17 protein-coding genes and 1 pseudogene (1 of these 18 cut by a window edge) are annotated in these 18,195 nt (G+C 66.8%); 11 read left to right on the forward strand and 7 right to left on the reverse strand.

The genetic code is table 11. From position 1 onward, the window contains the following. Window positions 1–952, reverse strand: partial view of a tyrosine--tRNA ligase gene (gene tyrS / locus ACCQ07_RS18910; RefSeq protein WP_122272238.1) — the 5' portion only. It extends 260 nt beyond the left edge of the window; 952 of the gene's 1,212 nt are visible here — the first part of the coding sequence; its start codon is at window positions 950–952; its stop codon lies off the left edge, out of view. Window positions 953–1,122: 170 nt separating this feature from the next. Here tyrS and ACCQ07_RS18915 point away from each other — a divergent pair, with 170 nt between their 5' ends. Then, window positions 1,123–2,541, forward strand: coding sequence for a M23 family metallopeptidase (locus ACCQ07_RS18915; RefSeq protein ID WP_071118582.1), 1,419 nt, complete (start codon window positions 1,123–1,125; stop codon window positions 2,539–2,541). Between the two features lie 380 nt (window positions 2,542–2,921). Then, a complete protein-coding gene (locus tag ACCQ07_RS18920) occupies window positions 2,922–4,055 on the forward strand; it encodes an anhydro-N-acetylmuramic acid kinase (RefSeq protein WP_029820812.1) in 1,134 nt (377 codons plus the stop codon). 41 nt (window positions 4,056–4,096) lie between these two features. Here ACCQ07_RS18920 and ACCQ07_RS18925 read toward each other — a convergent pair whose 3' ends face one another. The 3 genes from ACCQ07_RS18925 to ACCQ07_RS18935 all read right to left on the reverse strand — a co-directional run bounded on the left by ACCQ07_RS18925 (window position 4,097) and on the right by ACCQ07_RS18935 (window position 6,798). Further along, window positions 4,097–4,324 carry a hypothetical protein gene (locus tag ACCQ07_RS18925; protein WP_003489057.1) on the reverse strand — a complete coding sequence of 76 codons (228 nt, stop codon included), beginning with the start codon at window positions 4,322–4,324 and terminating at the stop codon, window positions 4,097–4,099. A gap of 58 nt (window positions 4,325–4,382) precedes the next feature. Then, window positions 4,383–5,678 (reverse strand): AmpG family muropeptide MFS transporter, encoded by a 1,296-nt coding sequence (locus tag ACCQ07_RS18930; RefSeq protein ID WP_011348849.1) that lies wholly within the window; start codon window positions 5,676–5,678, stop codon window positions 4,383–4,385. 319 nt (window positions 5,679–5,997) lie between these two features. Continuing rightward, the gene (locus tag ACCQ07_RS18935) at window positions 5,998–6,798 is read right to left on the reverse strand and encodes an exodeoxyribonuclease III (RefSeq protein ID WP_014091280.1); all 801 of its coding nucleotides are present in this window, start codon (window positions 6,796–6,798) and stop codon (window positions 5,998–6,000) included. Window positions 6,799–6,924: 126 nt separating this feature from the next. Between ACCQ07_RS18935 and pyrE the strand changes: the two genes are divergently transcribed. The 9 genes from pyrE (at window position 6,925) to ACCQ07_RS18980 (ending at window position 14,001) form a co-directional block, all read left to right on the forward strand. Further along, window positions 6,925–7,584: an orotate phosphoribosyltransferase gene (gene pyrE, locus ACCQ07_RS18940; protein WP_011348851.1), complete on the forward strand. Its 660-nt coding sequence runs from the start codon at window positions 6,925–6,927 to the stop codon at window positions 7,582–7,584. A gap of 49 nt (window positions 7,585–7,633) precedes the next feature. Next, complete coding sequence (locus tag ACCQ07_RS18945) at window positions 7,634–8,284, forward strand: hypothetical protein (RefSeq protein ID WP_122272236.1); 651 nt, start codon at window positions 7,634–7,636, stop codon at window positions 8,282–8,284. A 113-nt stretch (window positions 8,285–8,397) separates the two neighbouring features. Further along, a complete protein-coding gene (locus ACCQ07_RS18950; RefSeq protein WP_008571190.1) occupies window positions 8,398–9,195 on the forward strand; it encodes a ParA family protein in 798 nt (265 codons plus the stop codon). Continuing rightward, window positions 9,195–10,121 carry a ParB/RepB/Spo0J family partition protein gene (locus ACCQ07_RS18955; RefSeq protein WP_122272235.1) on the forward strand — a complete coding sequence of 309 codons (927 nt, stop codon included), beginning with the start codon at window positions 9,195–9,197 and terminating at the stop codon, window positions 10,119–10,121. Before ACCQ07_RS18950 ends, ACCQ07_RS18955 begins: the two co-directional genes overlap by 1 nt. Window positions 10,122–10,154: 33 nt before the next feature. Next, a complete protein-coding gene (locus ACCQ07_RS18960) occupies window positions 10,155–10,463 on the forward strand; it encodes a helix-hairpin-helix domain-containing protein (protein WP_008571192.1) in 309 nt (102 codons plus the stop codon). Window positions 10,464–10,667: 204 nt separating this feature from the next. Further along, entirely contained in the window at window positions 10,668–11,633 is a 966-nt protein-coding gene (locus ACCQ07_RS18965) for an SDR family NAD(P)-dependent oxidoreductase (RefSeq protein WP_008571193.1), read from the forward strand. A gap of 352 nt (window positions 11,634–11,985) precedes the next feature. Continuing rightward, on the forward strand, window positions 11,986–12,708 hold the full coding sequence (locus ACCQ07_RS18970; RefSeq protein ID WP_008571194.1) for a glycosyltransferase family 2 protein: 723 nt from the start codon (window positions 11,986–11,988) through the stop codon (window positions 12,706–12,708). After that, the gene (locus ACCQ07_RS18975; protein WP_008571195.1) at window positions 12,708–13,049 is read left to right on the forward strand and encodes a lipid-A-disaccharide synthase N-terminal domain-containing protein; all 342 of its coding nucleotides are present in this window, start codon (window positions 12,708–12,710) and stop codon (window positions 13,047–13,049) included. The genes ACCQ07_RS18970 and ACCQ07_RS18975 overlap by 1 nt, the downstream gene beginning before the upstream one ends. 379 nt (window positions 13,050–13,428) lie before the next feature. After that, window positions 13,429–14,001: a hypothetical protein gene (locus ACCQ07_RS18980; RefSeq protein ID WP_033478400.1), complete on the forward strand. Its 573-nt coding sequence runs from the start codon at window positions 13,429–13,431 to the stop codon at window positions 13,999–14,001. Window positions 14,002–14,107: 106 nt separating this feature from the next. On the opposite strand, the pseudogene ACCQ07_RS18985 reads toward ACCQ07_RS18980, so the two are convergent. The 3 genes and pseudogenes from ACCQ07_RS18985 to coaBC form a co-directional block, all read right to left on the reverse strand. Further along, window positions 14,108–16,410, reverse strand: a pseudogene (locus tag ACCQ07_RS18985) (phosphomannomutase/phosphoglucomutase). A 13-nt stretch (window positions 16,411–16,423) separates the two neighbouring features. Further along, on the reverse strand, window positions 16,424–16,891 hold the full coding sequence (gene dut, locus ACCQ07_RS18990) for a dUTP diphosphatase (protein ID WP_007964142.1): 468 nt from the start codon (window positions 16,889–16,891) through the stop codon (window positions 16,424–16,426). Continuing rightward, window positions 16,888–18,162 (reverse strand): bifunctional phosphopantothenoylcysteine decarboxylase/phosphopantothenate--cysteine ligase CoaBC, encoded by a 1,275-nt coding sequence (coaBC, locus tag ACCQ07_RS18995; RefSeq protein ID WP_046932101.1) that lies wholly within the window; start codon window positions 18,160–18,162, stop codon window positions 16,888–16,890. Before coaBC ends, dut begins: the two co-directional genes overlap by 4 nt. Window positions 18,163–18,195: the final 33 nt, after the last annotated feature.

An 18,195-nucleotide genomic window follows, 5' to 3' on the forward strand; every position in this document is an offset into this window, starting at 1 on the left:
CCACCGCGTGCCAGCCGGCAATGGCCTGCTCTGCGGTTGCGGCATCGTGAAACCGGGTGGCCAGCTCGCGTGCCAGGCGCAATTTGACCTCGCGCGGATGCAGCTCTCCCGCAGCGACCTGCTCTTTCAGGCGCGCCGCTTCGGCCAGGCTGATATCGAAGGACAGCAAGTCGATCCAGCGCCAGGTCAGCTCGTCGCCGATCTTCATCGTCTTGGTGACGATGTCGATGGCCGGCTCGTTGATGCCGATGTAGTTGCCCAACGACTTGGACATCTTGGCTACGCCGTCCAGGCCTTCCAGCAGCGGCATGGTCAGCACGATTTGCGGCGCCTGACCGTAATGCTCCTGCAAGCCGCGCCCCATCAACAGGTTGAACTTCTGATCGGTGCCGCCCAGCTCGACGTCCGCCTTCAGGGCGACCGAATCGTAGCCTTGCACCAACGGGTAGAGGAATTCGTGGATGGCGATCGGCTGCTGGCTGCCGAAGCGCTTGGCGAAATCGTCGCGTTCGAGCATGCGCGCGACGGTGTGCTGGGCAGAGAGCTTGATCATGTCGGCCGCGCTCATCTGGCCGAACCATTCGGAGTTGAAGCGCACCTCGGTGCGTTCGCGGTCCAGGATCTTGAAGACCTGCTCTTCGTAGGTCCGTGCGTTGGCCAGCACATCCTCGCGGCTGAGCGGCTTGCGGGTGGCGTTCTTGCCGCTCGGGTCGCCGATCATTCCGGTGAAGTCGCCAATCAGGAAGATCACCTGATGGCCAAGCTGCTGGAACTGCCGCATCTTGTTGAGCAGCACGGTATGGCCCAGATGCAGATCCGGCGCGGTGGGATCGAAGCCGGCCTTCACCCGCAGCGGCTTACCGGTGGCGAGCCGCGCCTGCAGCTGATCGAGCTTGAGGATCTCTTCGGCACCACGGCCGATGAGTGCGAGGGATTCTTCGATAGTGGCCAACCACAGACTCCAGCGGCGCTTGCCGTCAAAAACGTGAATGATGTTAAACGCGGGTTAATTCCGCGCCAAGTGAAAATAATGAACAGGCTCAATGGTTTGACGCGCTGTTACAGGCTGTCTATGGTACCGGCGATTGGGCTCGCACTTCGAGCCAGCGAGGAATTTGAACGATGCAGAACTCAGAGCAGGGCCGTGCACGCAAGCGGCGCTTTCACGAACGCCTCCACGTCCTCCACGATACTGCACTGCATCGCAAGCTCAAGGCGCATCTGCCGGCGGCATTCAATGACCGCTGGACCCGCCGTCACTGGATTCACGCCAGCCTGTTCGCCACCATCGGTGCGCTGGTCGCCACGATCGTGCCGGGTTTTTCCAACGCCATCGACGCACCGCTTTCCAGCCATTCCACGCTGGCATTGCCATTGCCGCCGCTGGTTCCCAGCCGCAAGCAGCTGGCACCGAGCACCGATTGGGAAATTCTGCAGGTCAAGCCGGGCCAGACCCTGAGTACCTTGTTCAGCGAGCTGGGGATCCCGACCACGGTGATGTACCAGGTATTGGCGCACCCGGGGACCAAGGAGGCGCTGACCAAGCTGCGTCCGGGTACCGAGATCGCCTTCGACATGCCGACGCCGGGGCAGCTGCGCGCACTGCGTTTTGATCGCGACGACAGTCATCGGGTGGAACTGCGCCTGCTGGGTGACGCCGTGCGCGAGAACGTGACCGAGCGGGCGACGACCACGCGCACGGTAGTGGCCAGCGGGGAGATCAGCAGTTCGTTGTATGCCTCGGCCGGCAAATCCGGACTGTCGCCGGCGGCGGTGGCGATCATGACCGACGAGATCTTCAAGTACGACATCGACTTCGACAAGGATCTGCAGCCCGGCGACCGGTTCAGCGTGGTCATGGATGAGACCTGGCGCGAAGGCGAGCGGATCAGCACCGGCGACATCCTGGCGGCGACGTTCACCACTGGCGGCAAGACCTATACGGGGTTTCGCTTCGAGCGCGCCGGCAAACCGGCCGAGTACTTCGACATCACTGGGCGCCCGCTCAAGAAGAGCTTCATCCGCATGCCGGTGGCCTATAGCCGGATCAGCTCCACCTTCGGTGCGCGCAAGCATCCGGTGCTGGGCACCATGCGCATGCACAAGGGTGTGGACTATGCGGCCGCCTCGGGCACGCCGATCATGGCAGCCGGCGATGCGCGGGTGGTGTTTGTCGGGACCCAGCGCGGTTACGGCAACGTGGTGATCCTGGATCACGGCAAGAACTACAGCACGCTGTACGGGCACATGTCGCGCTTTGGCAAGATCAAGGCCGGGCAACGCATCAACCAGGGCACGGTGATCGGCTATGTCGGCATGACCGGCCTGGCGACCGGCCCGCATCTGCATTACGAATTCCGCGTGGGCGGGCAGCAGCGCAACCCGATGTCGGTGACGATGCCGCCGCCGGAGCCGCTGCAGGGCGCCGAACTGGCGGCGTTCCGCGCGCAGACGGCGCCGGCCATGGCCCGTATCGAGGGCATGGAGAAGCTGATCTACGCCGACGCCGGCAAGCCGGCCAAGGGCAAGTCGCGCAGTTGAGGCCTGCGGCTGGTCACTGCCTCAGCTGCGTTGCGGCTGCGCAGGTGGGTGGCGGGCGGGTTCGGCGCTGCCTCCAGCCGTGTCGCCTGGTAGTTGCCGTGCAGCTACGGGTTGCGGTGCACTGCAGGTGCTGAACGCTGCGATGTCCCCATGCGGCACCTGGTCTTGGCTGTCGACCGACAGCTTCTGAGGCGACTGCAGACCTTGACGATGCCTGAAGTGGGCGGGGAATCTCGAGGCGTGGGTCATTCTCGCGGCAGCGATTGCAGCACGTGGCCCGACGATGACGCGCCCACTGCACGGCTGCCACCGGGGTAAGACCGGTTGACGGACCCGGCCCGGCTGCACAAGCTGGCCGGCCGTGTCTTTCTGGCTTCGGCATGTCTGTCTTGGAACACGTTGACTCCCCCTTGTATCTGGGCCTGATGTCGGGAACCAGCGCCGATGGCATCGATGCCGCGCTGGTGCGCTTTGCTGATGCCACCCACCGCCGCTGCGAATTGGTGGCCGGGACGACGGTGGCGTGGGAGCCGCAACTGCGCGAGACCTTGGTGGCGCTCGGCCAGGGCGCCGAGACGGTGGCCATCGATGCGCTGGGCCAGCTGGACGCGCAGGTGGGGCTGGCATTCGCGGCGGCGGCCAATCGATTGATCGGCGACAGTGGCGTGGAGCGCCGGCAGATTCGTGCGATCGGCTCGCATGGGCAGACCATCCGCCACCGGCCCAACGCCAATCCAGCGTTCACCTGGCAGATCGGCGATGCCAGCCGGATTGCAGAGCACACCGGCATTACCACGGTGGCCGATTTCCGCCGCCGCGATGTGGCCGCCGGTGGCCAAGGCGCGCCACTGATGCCGGCCTTCCATCTGGCCATGCTGGGCGCAGGCGATGAAGACCGCGCGGTGCTCAATCTGGGCGGCATCGGCAACCTGACCTTGATTCCGCGCGACGGCGCGGTGCTGGGATTCGATACCGGCCCGGCCAATGCGTTGCTGGACAGCTGGTGCCAACGCCATCACGGCACGCCGTTCGATGCCGAGGGTGCGTTTGCCGCCAGTGGGCGCGTGGATGCGGTTTTGCTGCAGGCGCTGTTGGCCGATCCGTGGTTTGCGTTGCCGCCGCCCAAGAGTACCGGCCGCGAGCAATTCCATCTGGACTGGGCCGTGCAGGCGATGGGCAGCGCGCGGTTGGATGCTGCCGATGTGCAGGCGACCTTGCTCGAACTCACCGCTGCCAGCGTGGCCGATGCCTTGTTGCGGCTGCAGCCAACCACGCGACGGGTCCTGGTCTGCGGCGGCGGCGTGCGCAACCCGGTGCTGTTGGCGCGACTGGCGGCGCGGCTGCCGGGCATGGTGGTGGAATCCAGCGCGCGATACGGACTGGACCCGGATTACCTGGAGGCGATGGGCTTTGCCTGGCTGGCGGCCGAGCTGCTGGCCGGACGCGCGGCCAACCTGCCCGCGGTGACCGGGGCGGCCGGACCTCGGCTGTTGGGGGCGATCTATCCGGCGTGAGCCCGTTGGCCTGTGCTGGCCGGGATGAAGCTGCGGCAGCGCTAGGGATTATTTCCCGCCGGCAGCGCCTTGAGCGCGGCAATCGCCTCGGCCAGGGCATCGACCTCCGGGTGCTGCAGGCCGCCGGTGACTTCGTATTCGCTGGCGAACAGGCCTTGTTCGAGCAGATGCATGACGGTCTGGTGCTGGGTCCAGCCCCGTGCGACGGAAATGCGGCGAATACGGTCCACCAGCACCGGGTCGATGTCACGCAATACCAGATCGGTCATGCCCTGCCTCGTGCAATGCGCTGCTCCGCGCGCATCATCGGCAACCTTGGCGGACGTTTCAATCCGGCCGCCTGTCGTGCGCCAATAGCCGCGGCCATAGCCAGGCCAGCAGCATTAACGTGGGAATGACGGTCAAGGCGCTGAGGATGAAGAAGGTGCTGTAGGAGGTCGCCTGGACGACGAACCCGGACACGCCACCGGCAAACTTGCCCGGCAGGTTGGCCAGCGAGACCAGCAACGCATACTGGGTTGCGGTGAAGTTGCGGTCGGTCAGCGAGGACATGAAAGCCACCAGCACCGTGGCGGCGAACCCCTGGAAGAGATTATCGGCACTGAGCGCGGCATAGAACGCCCACAGCTTGCCGGGGTTGTGCGCCATCAGCAGGAACGCCAGGTTGGACAAGGCCACCCCCAGCGCGGCCACCAGCAACATGCGCCGGAACCCGAACGCGGCAATTGCCGCGCCGCCAGCGAAGGCGCCGACAATGCCCATCCAGACGCCGAACAGCTTGGAGACGGTGGCGATATCGGCCTTGGTGAAGCCCGAATCCAGATAGAACGGACCGGCCATGACGCCGATCACCTGGTCGGGAAACTTGTACAGGCCCACGAACAGCAGCAGCACGATGCCCAGCGCCAGCCCATTGCTGGAAAAGAAGCTGGAAATCGGTTGCCAGAACGCACCGGCGACGTCCACGCGGCGCACGACCGTCGCCTCGGGCCGGTCGGGCTCGCGGCATAGCAAGGTGGTGACGATCGGCACCAGCATCAGTGCGGCCATGCCGACGTACGCCCACGTCCAGCCGAGGTATTGGGCCATGTACAACGCACCGGCACCGCCCAGGATCAGGCCGATGCGGTAGCCCAGCGTGTAGGTCGCCGCCAACGCGGCCTGCGCGGCATCCGGAGCGATTTCGATGCGGTAGGCATCCACCACCGAGTCCTGGGTCGCGCCCCAGAACGAGGCGAACAACACCCAGCCCACCAATCCCGTAACGCTCAGGTCCGGGCGCGAAAATGCCAGCGCAAACAGGCCGATGGTGACGCCGATCTGCGCCACCAGCAGCCAGGAGCGACGGCGCCCCAGAAACGCGGTGAGCGGAAACGCATAGCGGTCGATCAGCGGCGCCCACAGGAACTTGAGCAGATAGAAGAAGCTGGCCAGGCTGATCAAGCCGATGCTGCCCAGGTCCAGCCCCACATCGCGCAAGCGGGTCGACAAGGTCTGCGAGGCGATCAGCAGGAACGGCAAGCCGCTGCCGAAGCCCAGCAGTGCCATGGTCGCCGCCGATGGCGTGGCGAAGGCGCGCTGGATACCACGCCAGCCCTTATAGCCCGGTGCAGACGTGGTCATGCGTCACTCCGGCGAGCACGAACGCCAGTGGTCGTGGCCGGCGCGGCCCACGGCACCGCTGCATGCAGCCCGCCGCGGAGGGCCGTCATGGCGTCACGCGTCCTGTCTTGAGCGGTCTGTGCAGGACCGTAACGACGCACTCCCGTGCCGAAGCAGAACGTTGCGAAAGGCATCGGCCGACTGCGTAAGGGCCAATGAGAGCCGCCGCGCGTGCTGCAGTGGCCGAGCTGCCGCCGGATGGCGATGTTGCCGGCGAAGTCTTGGCCCCGTTCTGCAACATGCCGGCGCGCTATGACCGAAACCATAGCCTTGGCCTGCCTCACTGCGCGTAATCCACGATGTACGGCGCGTGGTCGGAGAAGCGCTCTTCGCGGTAGATCGAGCAGGCCTTCAAGGTGTCGCGCAGGCCGGGGGTGACCAGTTGGTAGTCGATGCGCCAACCGACATTGTTGGCGCGCGCCGCGCCACGGTTGCTCCACCAGGTGTAGTCCTGGCCCTGCGGATGCAGTACGCGGTAGCTGTCGACCCAGCCGCGGCCTTCGGCGGGGTTGGCGTCTTCTGGCGCGTCGGCGCACAGGCCGTTGAGCCAATCGCGCTCGGGCGGCAGGCAGCCGGAGTTCTTCTGGTTGGATTTCCAGTTCTTGATGTCCAGCGCCGTGCGCACGATGTTCCAGTCGCCGCACAGCACGTACTGGCGGCCACTGGCCAGCCACTGCTCCAGGATCGGCCGTAGCCATTGCATCACCTGGAACTTGTAGTCCTGGCGCAACTCGCCCGAGGAACCGGAGGGGATGTAGAAGGACACCACGCTGAGGTTGCCGAAGCGCGCTTCGATATAGCGCCCCTCTTCGTCGAACTCCGGCCAGCCCAGCGCGGTGCGCACCTCGTCGGGCTCGTGCCGGCTGTAGATCGCCACGCCGCTATAGCCCTTCTTGGTGCTGGCGTCGCGAAACCAGGCCTTGTAGCCGGTGGGCAGGAAGTCTGGCCCGGCCAGCTGATGCTCCTGGGCCTTGGTTTCCTGCACGCACAGCACGTCGGCGTCCTGGGCGGCGAACCACGCGAAGAAACCCTTGCTGGCGGCCGAGCGCAGGCCGTTGGCGTTGAAACTGATGATGCGCATGGATGAAGAGCCGGGATTCGGGAATGGGGATTGGAGATTCGTGAAAGCGTACCGCATCAGCGGATGCCGCAAGGCGCGACCGGCTATGCTTTCCAATCCCGAATCCCTACTCCCCAATCTCGTCACATGACCGACCACCGCACCCGTTTCCTGCAGCTGGCCCTGGACGCCGATGCCCTGCGCTTTGGCGAGTTCACGCTCAAGTCCGGGCGGCTCAGCCCGTACTTCTTCAATGCCGGGCGCTTCGATTCGGGAGCCAAGACCGCGCAGTTGGCGCAGTGCTATGCCGATGCGATCGATGCGGCCGGGCTGGACTTCGACCTGTTGTTCGGGCCGGCCTACAAGGGCATTCCGTTGGCAACCGCGCTGGCCTGCGCCTACGCGGGGCGCGGACGCGACCTGCCGCTGGCGTTCAACCGCAAGGAAGCCAAGGACCATGGCGAAGGCGGCACCCTGATCGGCGCGCCGCTGGCCGGCCGTAAGGTATTGATCGTCGATGACGTGATCACCGCCGGCACCGCGATCCGCGAGGCGCTGGCCATCATCCGCGCCGCCGGCGGCATGCCGTCGGGAATCGTGGTGGCGCTGGACCGGCAGGAGATCGCGTCCGATCAGGACCGCCGTTCCGCCGCCCAGGCGGTGGCGGCCGAGGCCGGCATACCGGTGATCGCGGTGGCCAACCTGGGCGACCTGCTTGCTTTTGCGGCAGGAAACGCCGACCTTGTGGGCTTCCAGGAACCGCTGCTGGCCTATCGTGGCCGCTACGGGACCGACACCACAGGCTGACGGCAGGCGACAGGGGGCTGCGATGATGCCAATACATACACGTTCGGCATTGTTCGCCGTTGCGGCGGCTGTCGCTGCGACCTTGGTCATGGCGGCGCCGGCCGGCGCGCAAGACAAGCCGGCCGGCAAGAAGCTGTATTGCTGGAACCAGAACGGCGCCCGCGTGTGCAGCGATACGCTGCCCCCGGAGGCGGTGAACCAGGCGCGCGACGAATTCAACGTCAAGAGCGGGATGCGCAGCGCCGAGGTGCAGCGCGCCATGAGCAGCGACGAGCGCGCTGCCGCTGCGGCCAGCGAGCAGCAACGCCAGGCCGATCTGGCCGCCGAGCAGATGCGCCAGCGCACCGACCAGGCGATGCTGATGTCCTATCAGAGCGAGGACGACCTGCGCCGGGTGTTCAAGGAGCGCATCGCCATCGTGGACAACAACATCCATACCGCGCGCTTCAACGTGACCAGCCTGCGCGAGGGGTTGGCCAGCCTGCTGCGCAGCGCCGGCGACCGCGAGCTGGCCGGCCAGGCAGTGGCTGACAAGCTGGCCGGCGACATCCAGCAGCGCCATCGCGATCTGATGGCGCAGTTGCGTCTGCAGATCAGCTTCGAGCAGCAACGGGTGGCGCTGGATGGCGAGATCGCCGACATCCTGCAGCGCTACCGGGCCATGAAGGAGCCACCCGCCGGCGCCCCGCCCGCCGGCTGACCGGCGCTGCGTCATCCCGGCCGTGCGGCGCACCGCCGCGGGCGGCATTTCCCGATCCGACGCCCTGCCCGCATAATGGCCGGTCTTACTCTTTGCCCACGAGGCTCTCCCGCATGGCCCGGATCATCGCCATTGCCAACCAGAAAGGCGGCGTCGGCAAGACCACGACCGCGGTCAATCTGGCGGCCGGCCTGGCGCGCGCGCCCAAGCGTGTGTTGCTGGTGGATCTGGACTCGCAGGGCAACGCCACCATGGGCAGCGGCATCGACAAGCGCGATGTGGCCGCCTCCACCTGCGACCTGTTGCTGGGCGAAAACACCGCCGCGCAGATCCGGGTGGCCGCGCCGGAAGGCTTCGACCTGCTGCCAGGCAACATCGACCTGACCGCTGCCGAGATCCAGCTGATGGACCAGGGCGAACGCGAACAGCGGCTCAAGCGCGCCCTTGCGCCGATCCGCGACGAGTACGACTTCATCCTGATCGATTGCCCACCAGCGTTGTCGTTGCTCACGCTCAATGCGTTGACCGCGGCCGATTCGATCATCGTGCCGATGCAGTGCGAGTACTACGCGCTGGAAGGGCTGACCGCGCTGCTGGAAACCATCGAAGCGTTGCGCGCCAACCTCAACCCGACGCTGGAAATCGAAGGCGTGCTGCGCACCATGTTCGACATCCGCAACAACCTGGCCAATGCGGTATCGGCCGAGCTGACCGAGCATTTCGGCGACAAGGTGTTTCGCACCATCGTGCCGCGCAACGTGCGCCTGGCCGAGGCGCCCAGCCATGGCCAGAGCATTGTCGGTTACGACCGCACCTCGCGCGGCGGGGTGGCCTACCTGGGCCTGGCCGGTGAGATCGTGCGCCGCCAGAACGACCGCAACAAGGCCGTCCGGCCCGTGGAGACCGTCTGATGAGCAAGCCGCCGCTGGCAAAGAAGCGTGGCCTGGGCCGTGGCCTGGAAGCGCTGCTGGGGCCCAAGGGCGCGGCCGCCGCCGCACCGGCCGGTGCCGACGAACAGGCCTTGCAGCCCGGCGATACCCTGCGCACCTTGGTGGTGACCCAGCTGCAGCCGGGCAAGTATCAGCCGCGCCGGGAGATGGACGAGGTCAAGCTGGCCGAGCTGGCCGAATCGATCAAGGCGCAAGGCGTGATCCAGCCCATCGTGGCGCGCGAGCTGATGCCGGGGCAGTTCGAGATCGTGGCCGGCGAACGCCGCTGGCGCGCTTCGCAGCTGGCTGGGCTGACCGAAGTGCCGGTGGTGGTGCGCGAGTTGGACGACCGCACCGTCATCGCGATGGCGCTGATCGAAAACATCCAGCGCGAAGACCTCAACCCGCTGGAAGAAGCGCAGGCGTTGCAGCGGCTGATCGACGAATTTTCGCTGACCCATGCCGAGGCCGCCGGCGCGGTGGGACGCTCGCGTGCGTCGGTCTCCAATCTGCTGCGGTTGCTGGAATTGCCGGTGGCCATTCGCGTGTTGCTGGAAACCCGCCGGCTGGAAATGGGCCACGCGCGCGCGCTGCTCACCCTGGCGCCGGAGCTGGCCAGCAAGCTGGCCCAGGAAGCAGCCGACCAGGGCTGGTCGGTGCGCGAGGTCGAACACCGCGCGCAGCAGTTTGCCGCCGGCAAGGTGCCCGGCTCGCTGCGCAAGGGCAAGCCGGCGCCGGTGGCGCCACAGGCCGATATCGCCTCGCTGGAAACCGAACTGTCCGAGTCGCTGGGCACCAAGGTGGTGTTCAATCACGGCCGCGGCGGCAAGGGCAAGCTGGTGATCCATTACACCGATCTGGACACGCTGGACGGCGTGCTCGAACGCCTGCGCATGCAGCGCAGCTGATCGCTTGCACATCCAACAGGATCCTCGTCGGCCATGAATCCCGCCAAGGTGGACCGCCAGCATCTGCTGCAGCTGACCGACCTGCCCAACGTCGGCCCGGCCTGCGAAAAGGACCTGCGCCTGATCGGCATCCGCGTGCCTGCGCAGCTGCGCGGTCGCGATGCCTACGACATGCACGCACAGCTGTGCCTGCGCACCGGCGTGCTGCACGACCCCTGCGTGATCGATGTGTTCCTGTCGATCGTGCGCTTCATGGACGGCGAGGCGGCGCAGCCGTGGTGGAAGTTCAGCGCCGAGCGCAAGGCCAAGCTTGCCAGCGAAGCGCCGCTCGCGCTGCGGTGAACGAAGACGCGTGGCGCGCTGCAGCCTTGATCTCGAGCACCGCATGCGCGGCGGCCGCGGCAAATCGCGCCTGGCACGCCGCGCACGGCAGGCGCGTTGGCAGCATAGAGATGCCGAACCCGCTCGCAGCGGCGCCTGCAATGCGCCGCGCATGCGCAGCCGGAGCGCCAGCCTTTTGTTTCCGCATTTCCCAGGATCACAGCCATGACCATTCTCGTCACCGGCGCTGCCGGTTTCATCGGTGCCTATACCTGCCGCGCGCTGGCGGCCCGCGGCGAGACGGTGGTGGGGCTGGACAACTACAACAGCTACTACGACCCGCAGCTCAAGCACGACCGGGTGGCGGCGCTGTGCCCCGGCATCGATATCCGCACGCTGGACCTGACCGATCGCGAGGGCCTGGCCGCATTGTTCGATGAGATCCAGCCGACCCGCGTGGTGCATCTGGCTGCGCAGGCGGGCGTGCGGTATTCGCTGGAAAACCCCCACGCCTACGTGGACAGCAACCTCGTTGGCTTCGTCAACATGCTCGAGCTGTGCCGGCACCGCGGCGTGCAGCACCTGGTGTATGCCTCGAGCAGTTCGGTCTACGGCGATTCGGCCACCCCGCCGTTTTCCGAAGACCAGCGCGTGGACCAACCGCGTTCGTTGTATGCGGCAACCAAGGCCGCCAACGAATTGATGGGCTACACCTATGCGCAGCTGTATGGCCTGCGCGCGACCGGACTGCGCTTTTTCACGGTGTACGGGCCGTGGGGCCGGCCGGACATGGCGCCGCTGATCTTCAGCCGTGCGGTGCTGGCGGGGCGGCCGATCGAGGTGTTCAACCACGGCAAGATGCAGCGCGATTTCACTTTCGTCGACGATATCGTGGCCGGTGTGCTGGGCGCGCTGGACACGCCCAGCACCGCGCCGGTGCCGCACCGGGTGTTCAACCTGGGCAACCACACGCCGGTGGAGCTGGAGACCTTCATCGACGTGATTGCGCAGGCCGCCGGCCGTGCAGCCGAAAAGGTCTACCGGCCGATGCAGCCGGGCGACATGATCCGCACCATGGCCGATACGCAGCGTGCGCAGGCGGCCTTCGGGTTCGATCCGGCGACCCCGGTTGAGCGTGGTTTGCCGCAGGTCGTGGAGTGGTGCCGGCAGTATTTCGGCGAGCGCACCTAACGCTTGGCGAGGCTTACGGGGGAGGTGCGCAAAGGCGTCGATGGGAGCGCGGAGCGCCGAGGCTGCCATGCGAGCCAGATGCAGGGCCTACCTTCCAGCAGCCGCCCGGGCGTACGACCGCATGGCAGCCACGCAATGCATGGCGATGTGCCAGCTGATGCACCGGAAGAGGACGCGTGATCGGCCCGCTGGCCCACGCCTTCGCAGCCCTGCCACGTTCCCACCGTACGCTACAGGCTGCTTCCAACCGGTCCAATGCGCATAACGCGTGCATGCTTCATGCCTGACTCAGAGAGTCAGGGCACAATGCCCGATCTTTTTCGCTCAGCCTTCATCCGGCTACCCCGCATCCATGAGCCAACCTCAGCTGTCCGTCGTCGTCCCGGTATTCAACGAGCGCGATAACGTCGCCACGCTGGTGGGCGAAATCGTCCGCGCCCTGCGCGGCGTGGTGGCCTTCGAAATCGTGTATGTCGACGACCATTCGCGCGACGACACGCTCGCGGTGCTGCAAGACCTGAAGAGCACCACGCCGGAACTGCGCGTGCTGCATCATGTGACCCAGAGCGGCCAGAGCACGGCGGTGCGCAGCGGGGTGAAGGCCGCGCGCGCCAGCTGGATCGCCACGCTCGATGGCGACGGCCAGAACGACCCGGCCGACATCCCCAAGCTGCTCATCGCGCGCAGCCAGGCCGAGCCGCAGGTGAAGCTGTTCGCCGGCTGGCGGGTCAACCGCCAGGATTCCGGCTCCAAGCGCTGGGCCAGCAAATGGGCCAATGCGATCCGCTCGCGCATGCTGCGCGACAACACGCCCGACACCGGCTGCGGCATCAAGTTGTTCGAGCGCGAGGCGTTCCTGGACCTGCCGTACTTCGACCACATGCATCGCTATTTGCCGGCGTTGATGCAGCGCGCCGGCTGGCGCACGGTGAGCGTGCCGGTCAACCACCGCCACCGCACCGCCGGCGTGTCCAAGTACAACAATCTCAATCGCGCCCTGGTCGGCATCCGCGACCTGCGCGGCGTGGCCTGGCTGATCACCCGCAGCAAGCGCACCGTGGTGCAGGAACGCTGATGGACCCGTCCTTGCTCGACCAACAACTGACCTGGCTGTACTGGACCGGCATCCATGTGACCGGGTGGAAGCTGATCGGCTATGTCGGCGCACTGATGTTCGGTGGCCGCTGGCTGGTGCAGTTCGTTGCCTCCAAGCGCGCCGGCAAGCCGGTGATTCCGCGCCTGTTCTGGTACATGAGCGTGGTCGGCAGCCTGATGACGCTGAGCTATTTCGTGTTTTCGGCCAAGCAGGATTCGGTCGGTGTGCTGCAGAACCTGTTCCCGGCGTTTACCGCGTTTTACAGCCTGTATCTGGATGTGAAGCATCGCGGGTGGAAACGCGACCGGGCCGGTCATTGAGGCGGGGATTCGGGATTCGGGATTCGCATTGCCTGGTCCGGATGGTTGCTGGTGATCGAACGCCGTTGGTGAGCCGTGGCGGGTTGAGATGATCCCGGTGCGCTGCAAAGCGCGTTGCTGCATCCGATGTTCGGTGATCCATCGTGGTTGGCGATGCCTCAGCGTACGCAAGCGATACGGCTGCACTGCATCTCACTGACAAGGTTTTGGGCTGCGATGCAGCGTGATTGATGTGCGCCTACGCGCCTTGACGCCACCTGCGGCATCCACCCCATGCAGCGCAGCTTGCCGGAGGCGTGGCGATAGCGCTGACCGCTGATGCCCGCTTTTCGGACACGCCATTGCGCGCGCGGCCGACGCGATGATGGACTGCCCGCCGATGTTGCCGCTCTCGCGCCGCGGGCAACCTGTGACCATGTCCACTGCGCTCCGTCATCGCCTCCTGTCCACGCCGACGCTTGAAGCCACGTATTGGCATCTGCGGCTGCCCACGCATCAGCACGTGCCGCTATTCGCCGATTGGCGCTGCGCTCGCGCCGCGGCGGCCAGCCTGGCGCTGCCACGCCATTGGCAAGGTGCGCAGTTGCTGTGCTGGGTGCTGTTGCCTGAGGCGTGGTGCGGGTTGCTGCAGGCACCGAGCAAGGCGGTGTTGCTGCAATTGGCCGCGACGGCGCGACTGAGGACCGCCGATGCAGTCAATCGCGCACGCGGGCGTGGTGGAACGGTGTGGCAGCCGCAGATGCAGGTCTCGGCGCTCCCGCAGCAAAGCGATCATCGACAGTTCGCGCGCACGCTGGTCGCATTGCCCCTGCGGGCGGGCCTGGCCGAGCAGGTGGGCGAGTATCCGTACTGGGACGCAGTCTGGCTATTGACGGACGGTCACGACGCCGCGTCGATCACCACGCACTGCGATCGTGCCGAGCCAACCGGAACAGGCGCAACACACGGTTGATCGCGTACACCGAAGCGAGCCGGATAACGGCCCGCCGCGTCGCCCGCCGGCCCAGCTGCGCTGCCCCTGCCCAGGCAACGCAGCGGACGGTCCGCGCATCCGGCGATCAAAACGCCAATGGATGCTCCGGCAACAACGTCTGCAGTTCGTTGCGGAACAGCGTGCGAATCCGCTGCAATGCGGCCTCGCTGTCGGCTTCGAACCGCAGCACCAGGATCGGCGTTGTATTGGAGGCGCGTACCAGCCCCCAGCCGTCGATGAAGTCCGCGCGCAGCCCGTCGATGGTCGACAGCCGCGCCGATTCGAACGGCGATTCTTCGCCGGTCTGCGCACGCGCGACAAAGCGCGCCACCAGCGCATGCGCATCGCCTTCCACCGGCACCTTGATCTCCGGCGTGGAGACGCTCTCGGGCAGGGCGTCCAGCACGTCGGAAGGGGTTTCCTCGCGCTGGGCCAGGATTTCCAGCAGGCGTGCGGCGGCGTAGATGCCGTCGTCAAAGCCGTACCAGCGCTCCTTGAAGAAGAAGTGGCCGCTCATCTCGCCGGCCAGTTCGGCATCGGTCTCGCGCATCTTGGATTTGATCAGCGAATGCCCGGTCTTCCACATCAGCGGACTACCGCCGTTGCGCAACACGTAGTCGGACAGCTTGCCGGTGCACTTCACGTCGTAGATGACCAATGCGCCAGGATTGCGCTGCAGGACATCGGCAGCGAACAGCATCAGCAGGCGGTCGGGGAACACCATCGCGCCTTCCTTGGTCACCACGCCCAGGCGATCGGCATCGCCATCGAACGCCACGCCGATATCCGCATCGAAACGCTGCACCATCTTCACCAGATCGTTGAGGTTGTGCGGCTCGCTCGGATCAGGGTGATGGTTGGGGAAGGTGCCATCGATGTCGCAGTACAACGGCACCACTTCGGCGCCGATCGCTTCCAGCAGGCGCGGTGCGATCTCACCGGCCACGCCGTTGCCGGCGTCCACCACCACCTTGATCGGGCGATCGAGCTGGACGTCGTCGGCGATACGCTGGATGTAGGCATCGCTGATGTCGCGCTGTTCCAGTTCGCCAGGCGTGGCGGCGGTATGCAGGCGACCTTCGTTGATGCGCTGGTGCAGTTCGGCGATGGCGGCGCCGGACAAGGTCTCGCCGCCGATCACGATCTTGAAACCGTTGTAGTCCGGCGGATTGTGGCTGCCGGTGACCGCCACGCAGCTGCCGGCACGCAGCTCGTAGGCGCCGAAGTACACCACCGGCGTCGGTGCCAGGCCGATGTCGGTGACATTGCAGCCGGCGCGGCGCAGGCCTTCGATCAGGCCGTTGCTCAGCTCCGGCCCGGACAGCCGGCCGTCGCGACCGACCACCACATCGCGCAGTCCCTGCGCTTGCATCACGCTGCCGATGGCCTGGCCCACCAAGGCGGCAACGCCGGGGTTGAGGTCCTTACCGACCACGCCGCGGATGTCGTAGGCACGGAACATCTCGGTGCCTCGGCGTCCAGCGCGCGTGCCTCGCTGGCAACGCTGGCGTCGTGCTGCAGGCTCTGACTGAAGGTGGGTTCATCGGCGCCGGATTGGTCGGCAACCCGGCGCCGTGGCAAGGCCACCTGACCCCGGCTGGCCAGCACCAGCAGTACCGCAATGATCAGCAGCAATGCCGCCACGATGGCGCAACCGACGGCGCCCAGGCCCAGTGGGCCGCTGTCGCCTTGCGGCACCGCCGCAGCCACGCGCAAGCCGCTGGTCCCAAGCGGCCTGGCCAGCGTTTCGGCCGCATCGGCCAGTGCCATATCGCCCTGCTGGGCCACGTTGTAGCTGCCCTGGCGCACGGCCAGGTAGGCGCTGTCCGGTGCCGCGATTGCATCCAGCGGGCCGGTCAGGCGCAGTAACGGCAACCGCGCATACGCCACCGCCGGCTGCCCGCCAAGGCGCACCGCGGCAGCCACGCCCAGGCGGACTTGTTTGGCCTCGCGTACCACCCGGACCTGCGCCCGGTCGGCCACCTGCGCCGATTCGAGCAGGCTCAGACGCGCGTAACCGAAATCCTTGGGGTTGGCATAGGCCGCGGCAAGGTCGCCAGGCAGCACCTGCACATCCTCGGCGCCCTTGAAGCGCTCGCGGATGGCCGATGCGGCCGCCAGCGCGTCGCCACCGGCCAACGCAGCGATGACCGGCGGCTGCTTGAGCACCGCGTCGAGCTGGCTGGCCTGGGTGGCCATGGCCTGGCCCACGTCCTGCACCGCGCGGTCGCGCGCCTGCTCCAGCCCTTGCGCCACCGCGTCCTGGCGCCATTGCGCATAACTGTTCCAGCCGAACCAGGCAGCCAGCAGCAGCAATATGCCTCCCAACACCGGACCACTCGTACGCACGCTGGACATCCCCTGCCTGCGCTCGTTCGCCTTGCTCATGTAATTTCCCCTGTCAGCGCACGCCGGTGTGGCCGAATCCACCCGCTCCCCGCGCGCTGTCGACGAAAGTATCCACCACTTGCAAGCCCATACGCACGATCGGCAGGATCACCAGCTGCGCGATGCGGTCGCCCGGCTCGATGGTGAAGGCCTCGCGGCCGCGATTCCAGGTGCTGATCAGCAGCGGCCCCTGGTAATCGGCATCGATCAAACCGGTGCCGTTGCCGAGCACGATGCCGTGGCGATGGCCCAACCCCGAGCGCGGCAGGATCACCGCGCACAGCTGCGGGTCGGCCAGATGGATCGCGATACCGCTGGGGATCAGCGCCGCATCGCCCGGCTGCAGCGTCATCGGCGCCTCCAGCGCGGCGCGCAGGTCCATGCCGGCGCTGGATTCGGTGGCGTAGGCCGGCAGCGGCCACAGATCGCCGAAGCGCGGGTCGAGCAACTTCACCTGCAAGGACTGGGTTGGGGGGCTCATGCCTGCAATCTCTCCGCGATCAGGGCCAGCAGTTGGTCTGCCAACTCGGTCTTGCTGCTGCTGGGGAACACACGCTCGCCGCCCTGCCAATAGGCCGTAGCTGCGTTGTTGTCGCTTTCGAATCCGCCGCCTTCGATCCCCACCTGGTTGGCGATGATCAGGTCCAGCCGCTTGGCCGCCAGCTTGCCACGGGCGTAATGCTCCACATCGTGCGTTTCGGCAGCAAAACCGACCACCAGTTTCAGCGCCCCGGTCTGCGCGGCGACCTCGGACAGGATGTCCGGGGTGCGTACCAGCTCCAGGGTCAACGTTTCGCCAGTCTTCTTGATCTTTTGCGACACCACCCGCTTGGGGGTGTAGTCGGCCACGGCGGCAGCGCCGATGTAGATGTCGGCCGGGAATGCACCCAGCACCGCGTCGCGCATCTGCGCGGCCGAGCGCACGTCGATGCGCTGCACGCCCTCCGGGGTGGTCTGATGCACCGGCCCGCTGACCAGCACCACATCGGCACCCTGCCTGGCAGCGGCGGCGGCCAGGGCGTAGCCCATCTTGCCGCTGCTGCGGTTGCCGACGTAGCGCACCGGGTCCAGGTCCTCGAAGGTGGGGCCGGCGCTGATCACGATGCGCAGGCCTTCCAGCTGGGTGCTGCTGGGGATGAACACGGGCGCGGCAACGCTCTTGGTGCCCTCCGGGGCTGCGCTGGCGACCGCCGCGCCGCCGGCCAGCGCCGCAAGGATCGCGGCCGGTTCGGCCAGCCGGCCGGGGCCGGATTCGCCCTCCGCCAGCGGGCCGTCGTCAGGGCCCACCACCGCCACCCCCCGCGCACGCAGGGTGGCGATGTTGGCCTGGGTGGCCGGATGCAGCCACATGCGGTGGTTCATGGCCGGCGCCACGGTCAGCGGCGCGGTCGTGGCCAGACACAGCGTGGTGACCAGATCGTCGGCCAGACCATGCGCCAGACGCGCCAGCAGGTCGGCGGTCGCCGGGGCAACGATCACCCGGTCGGCCCAGCGCGCAAGTTCGATGTGGCCCATCGCCTGCTCGGCGGCGCTGTCCCACAGCGTGGTGCGGGTGGGCTGCCCGGACAATGCCTGGAAGCTCAGCGGGGTGACGAATTGTTGCGCACCGCCGGTCATGGCGACCTGCACCTGCGCACCGGCGTCGCGCAGGCGACGGACCAGTTCGAGCGATTTGTAAGCGGCGATGCCTCCGCCGACGCACAGCAGCAAACGCTGTCCGTCCAGGGGGCGGGCCTGAGTGGAGCCGATCACGTCGGGGTCGTCCTACGGTTACAAGGACAACTA

The sequence above is a fragment of the Xanthomonas sp. NCPPB 3583 genome (genome assembly GCF_041475715.2).
Taxonomy (GTDB): Bacteria; Pseudomonadota; Gammaproteobacteria; order Xanthomonadales; family Xanthomonadaceae; genus Xanthomonas; species Xanthomonas euvesicatoria.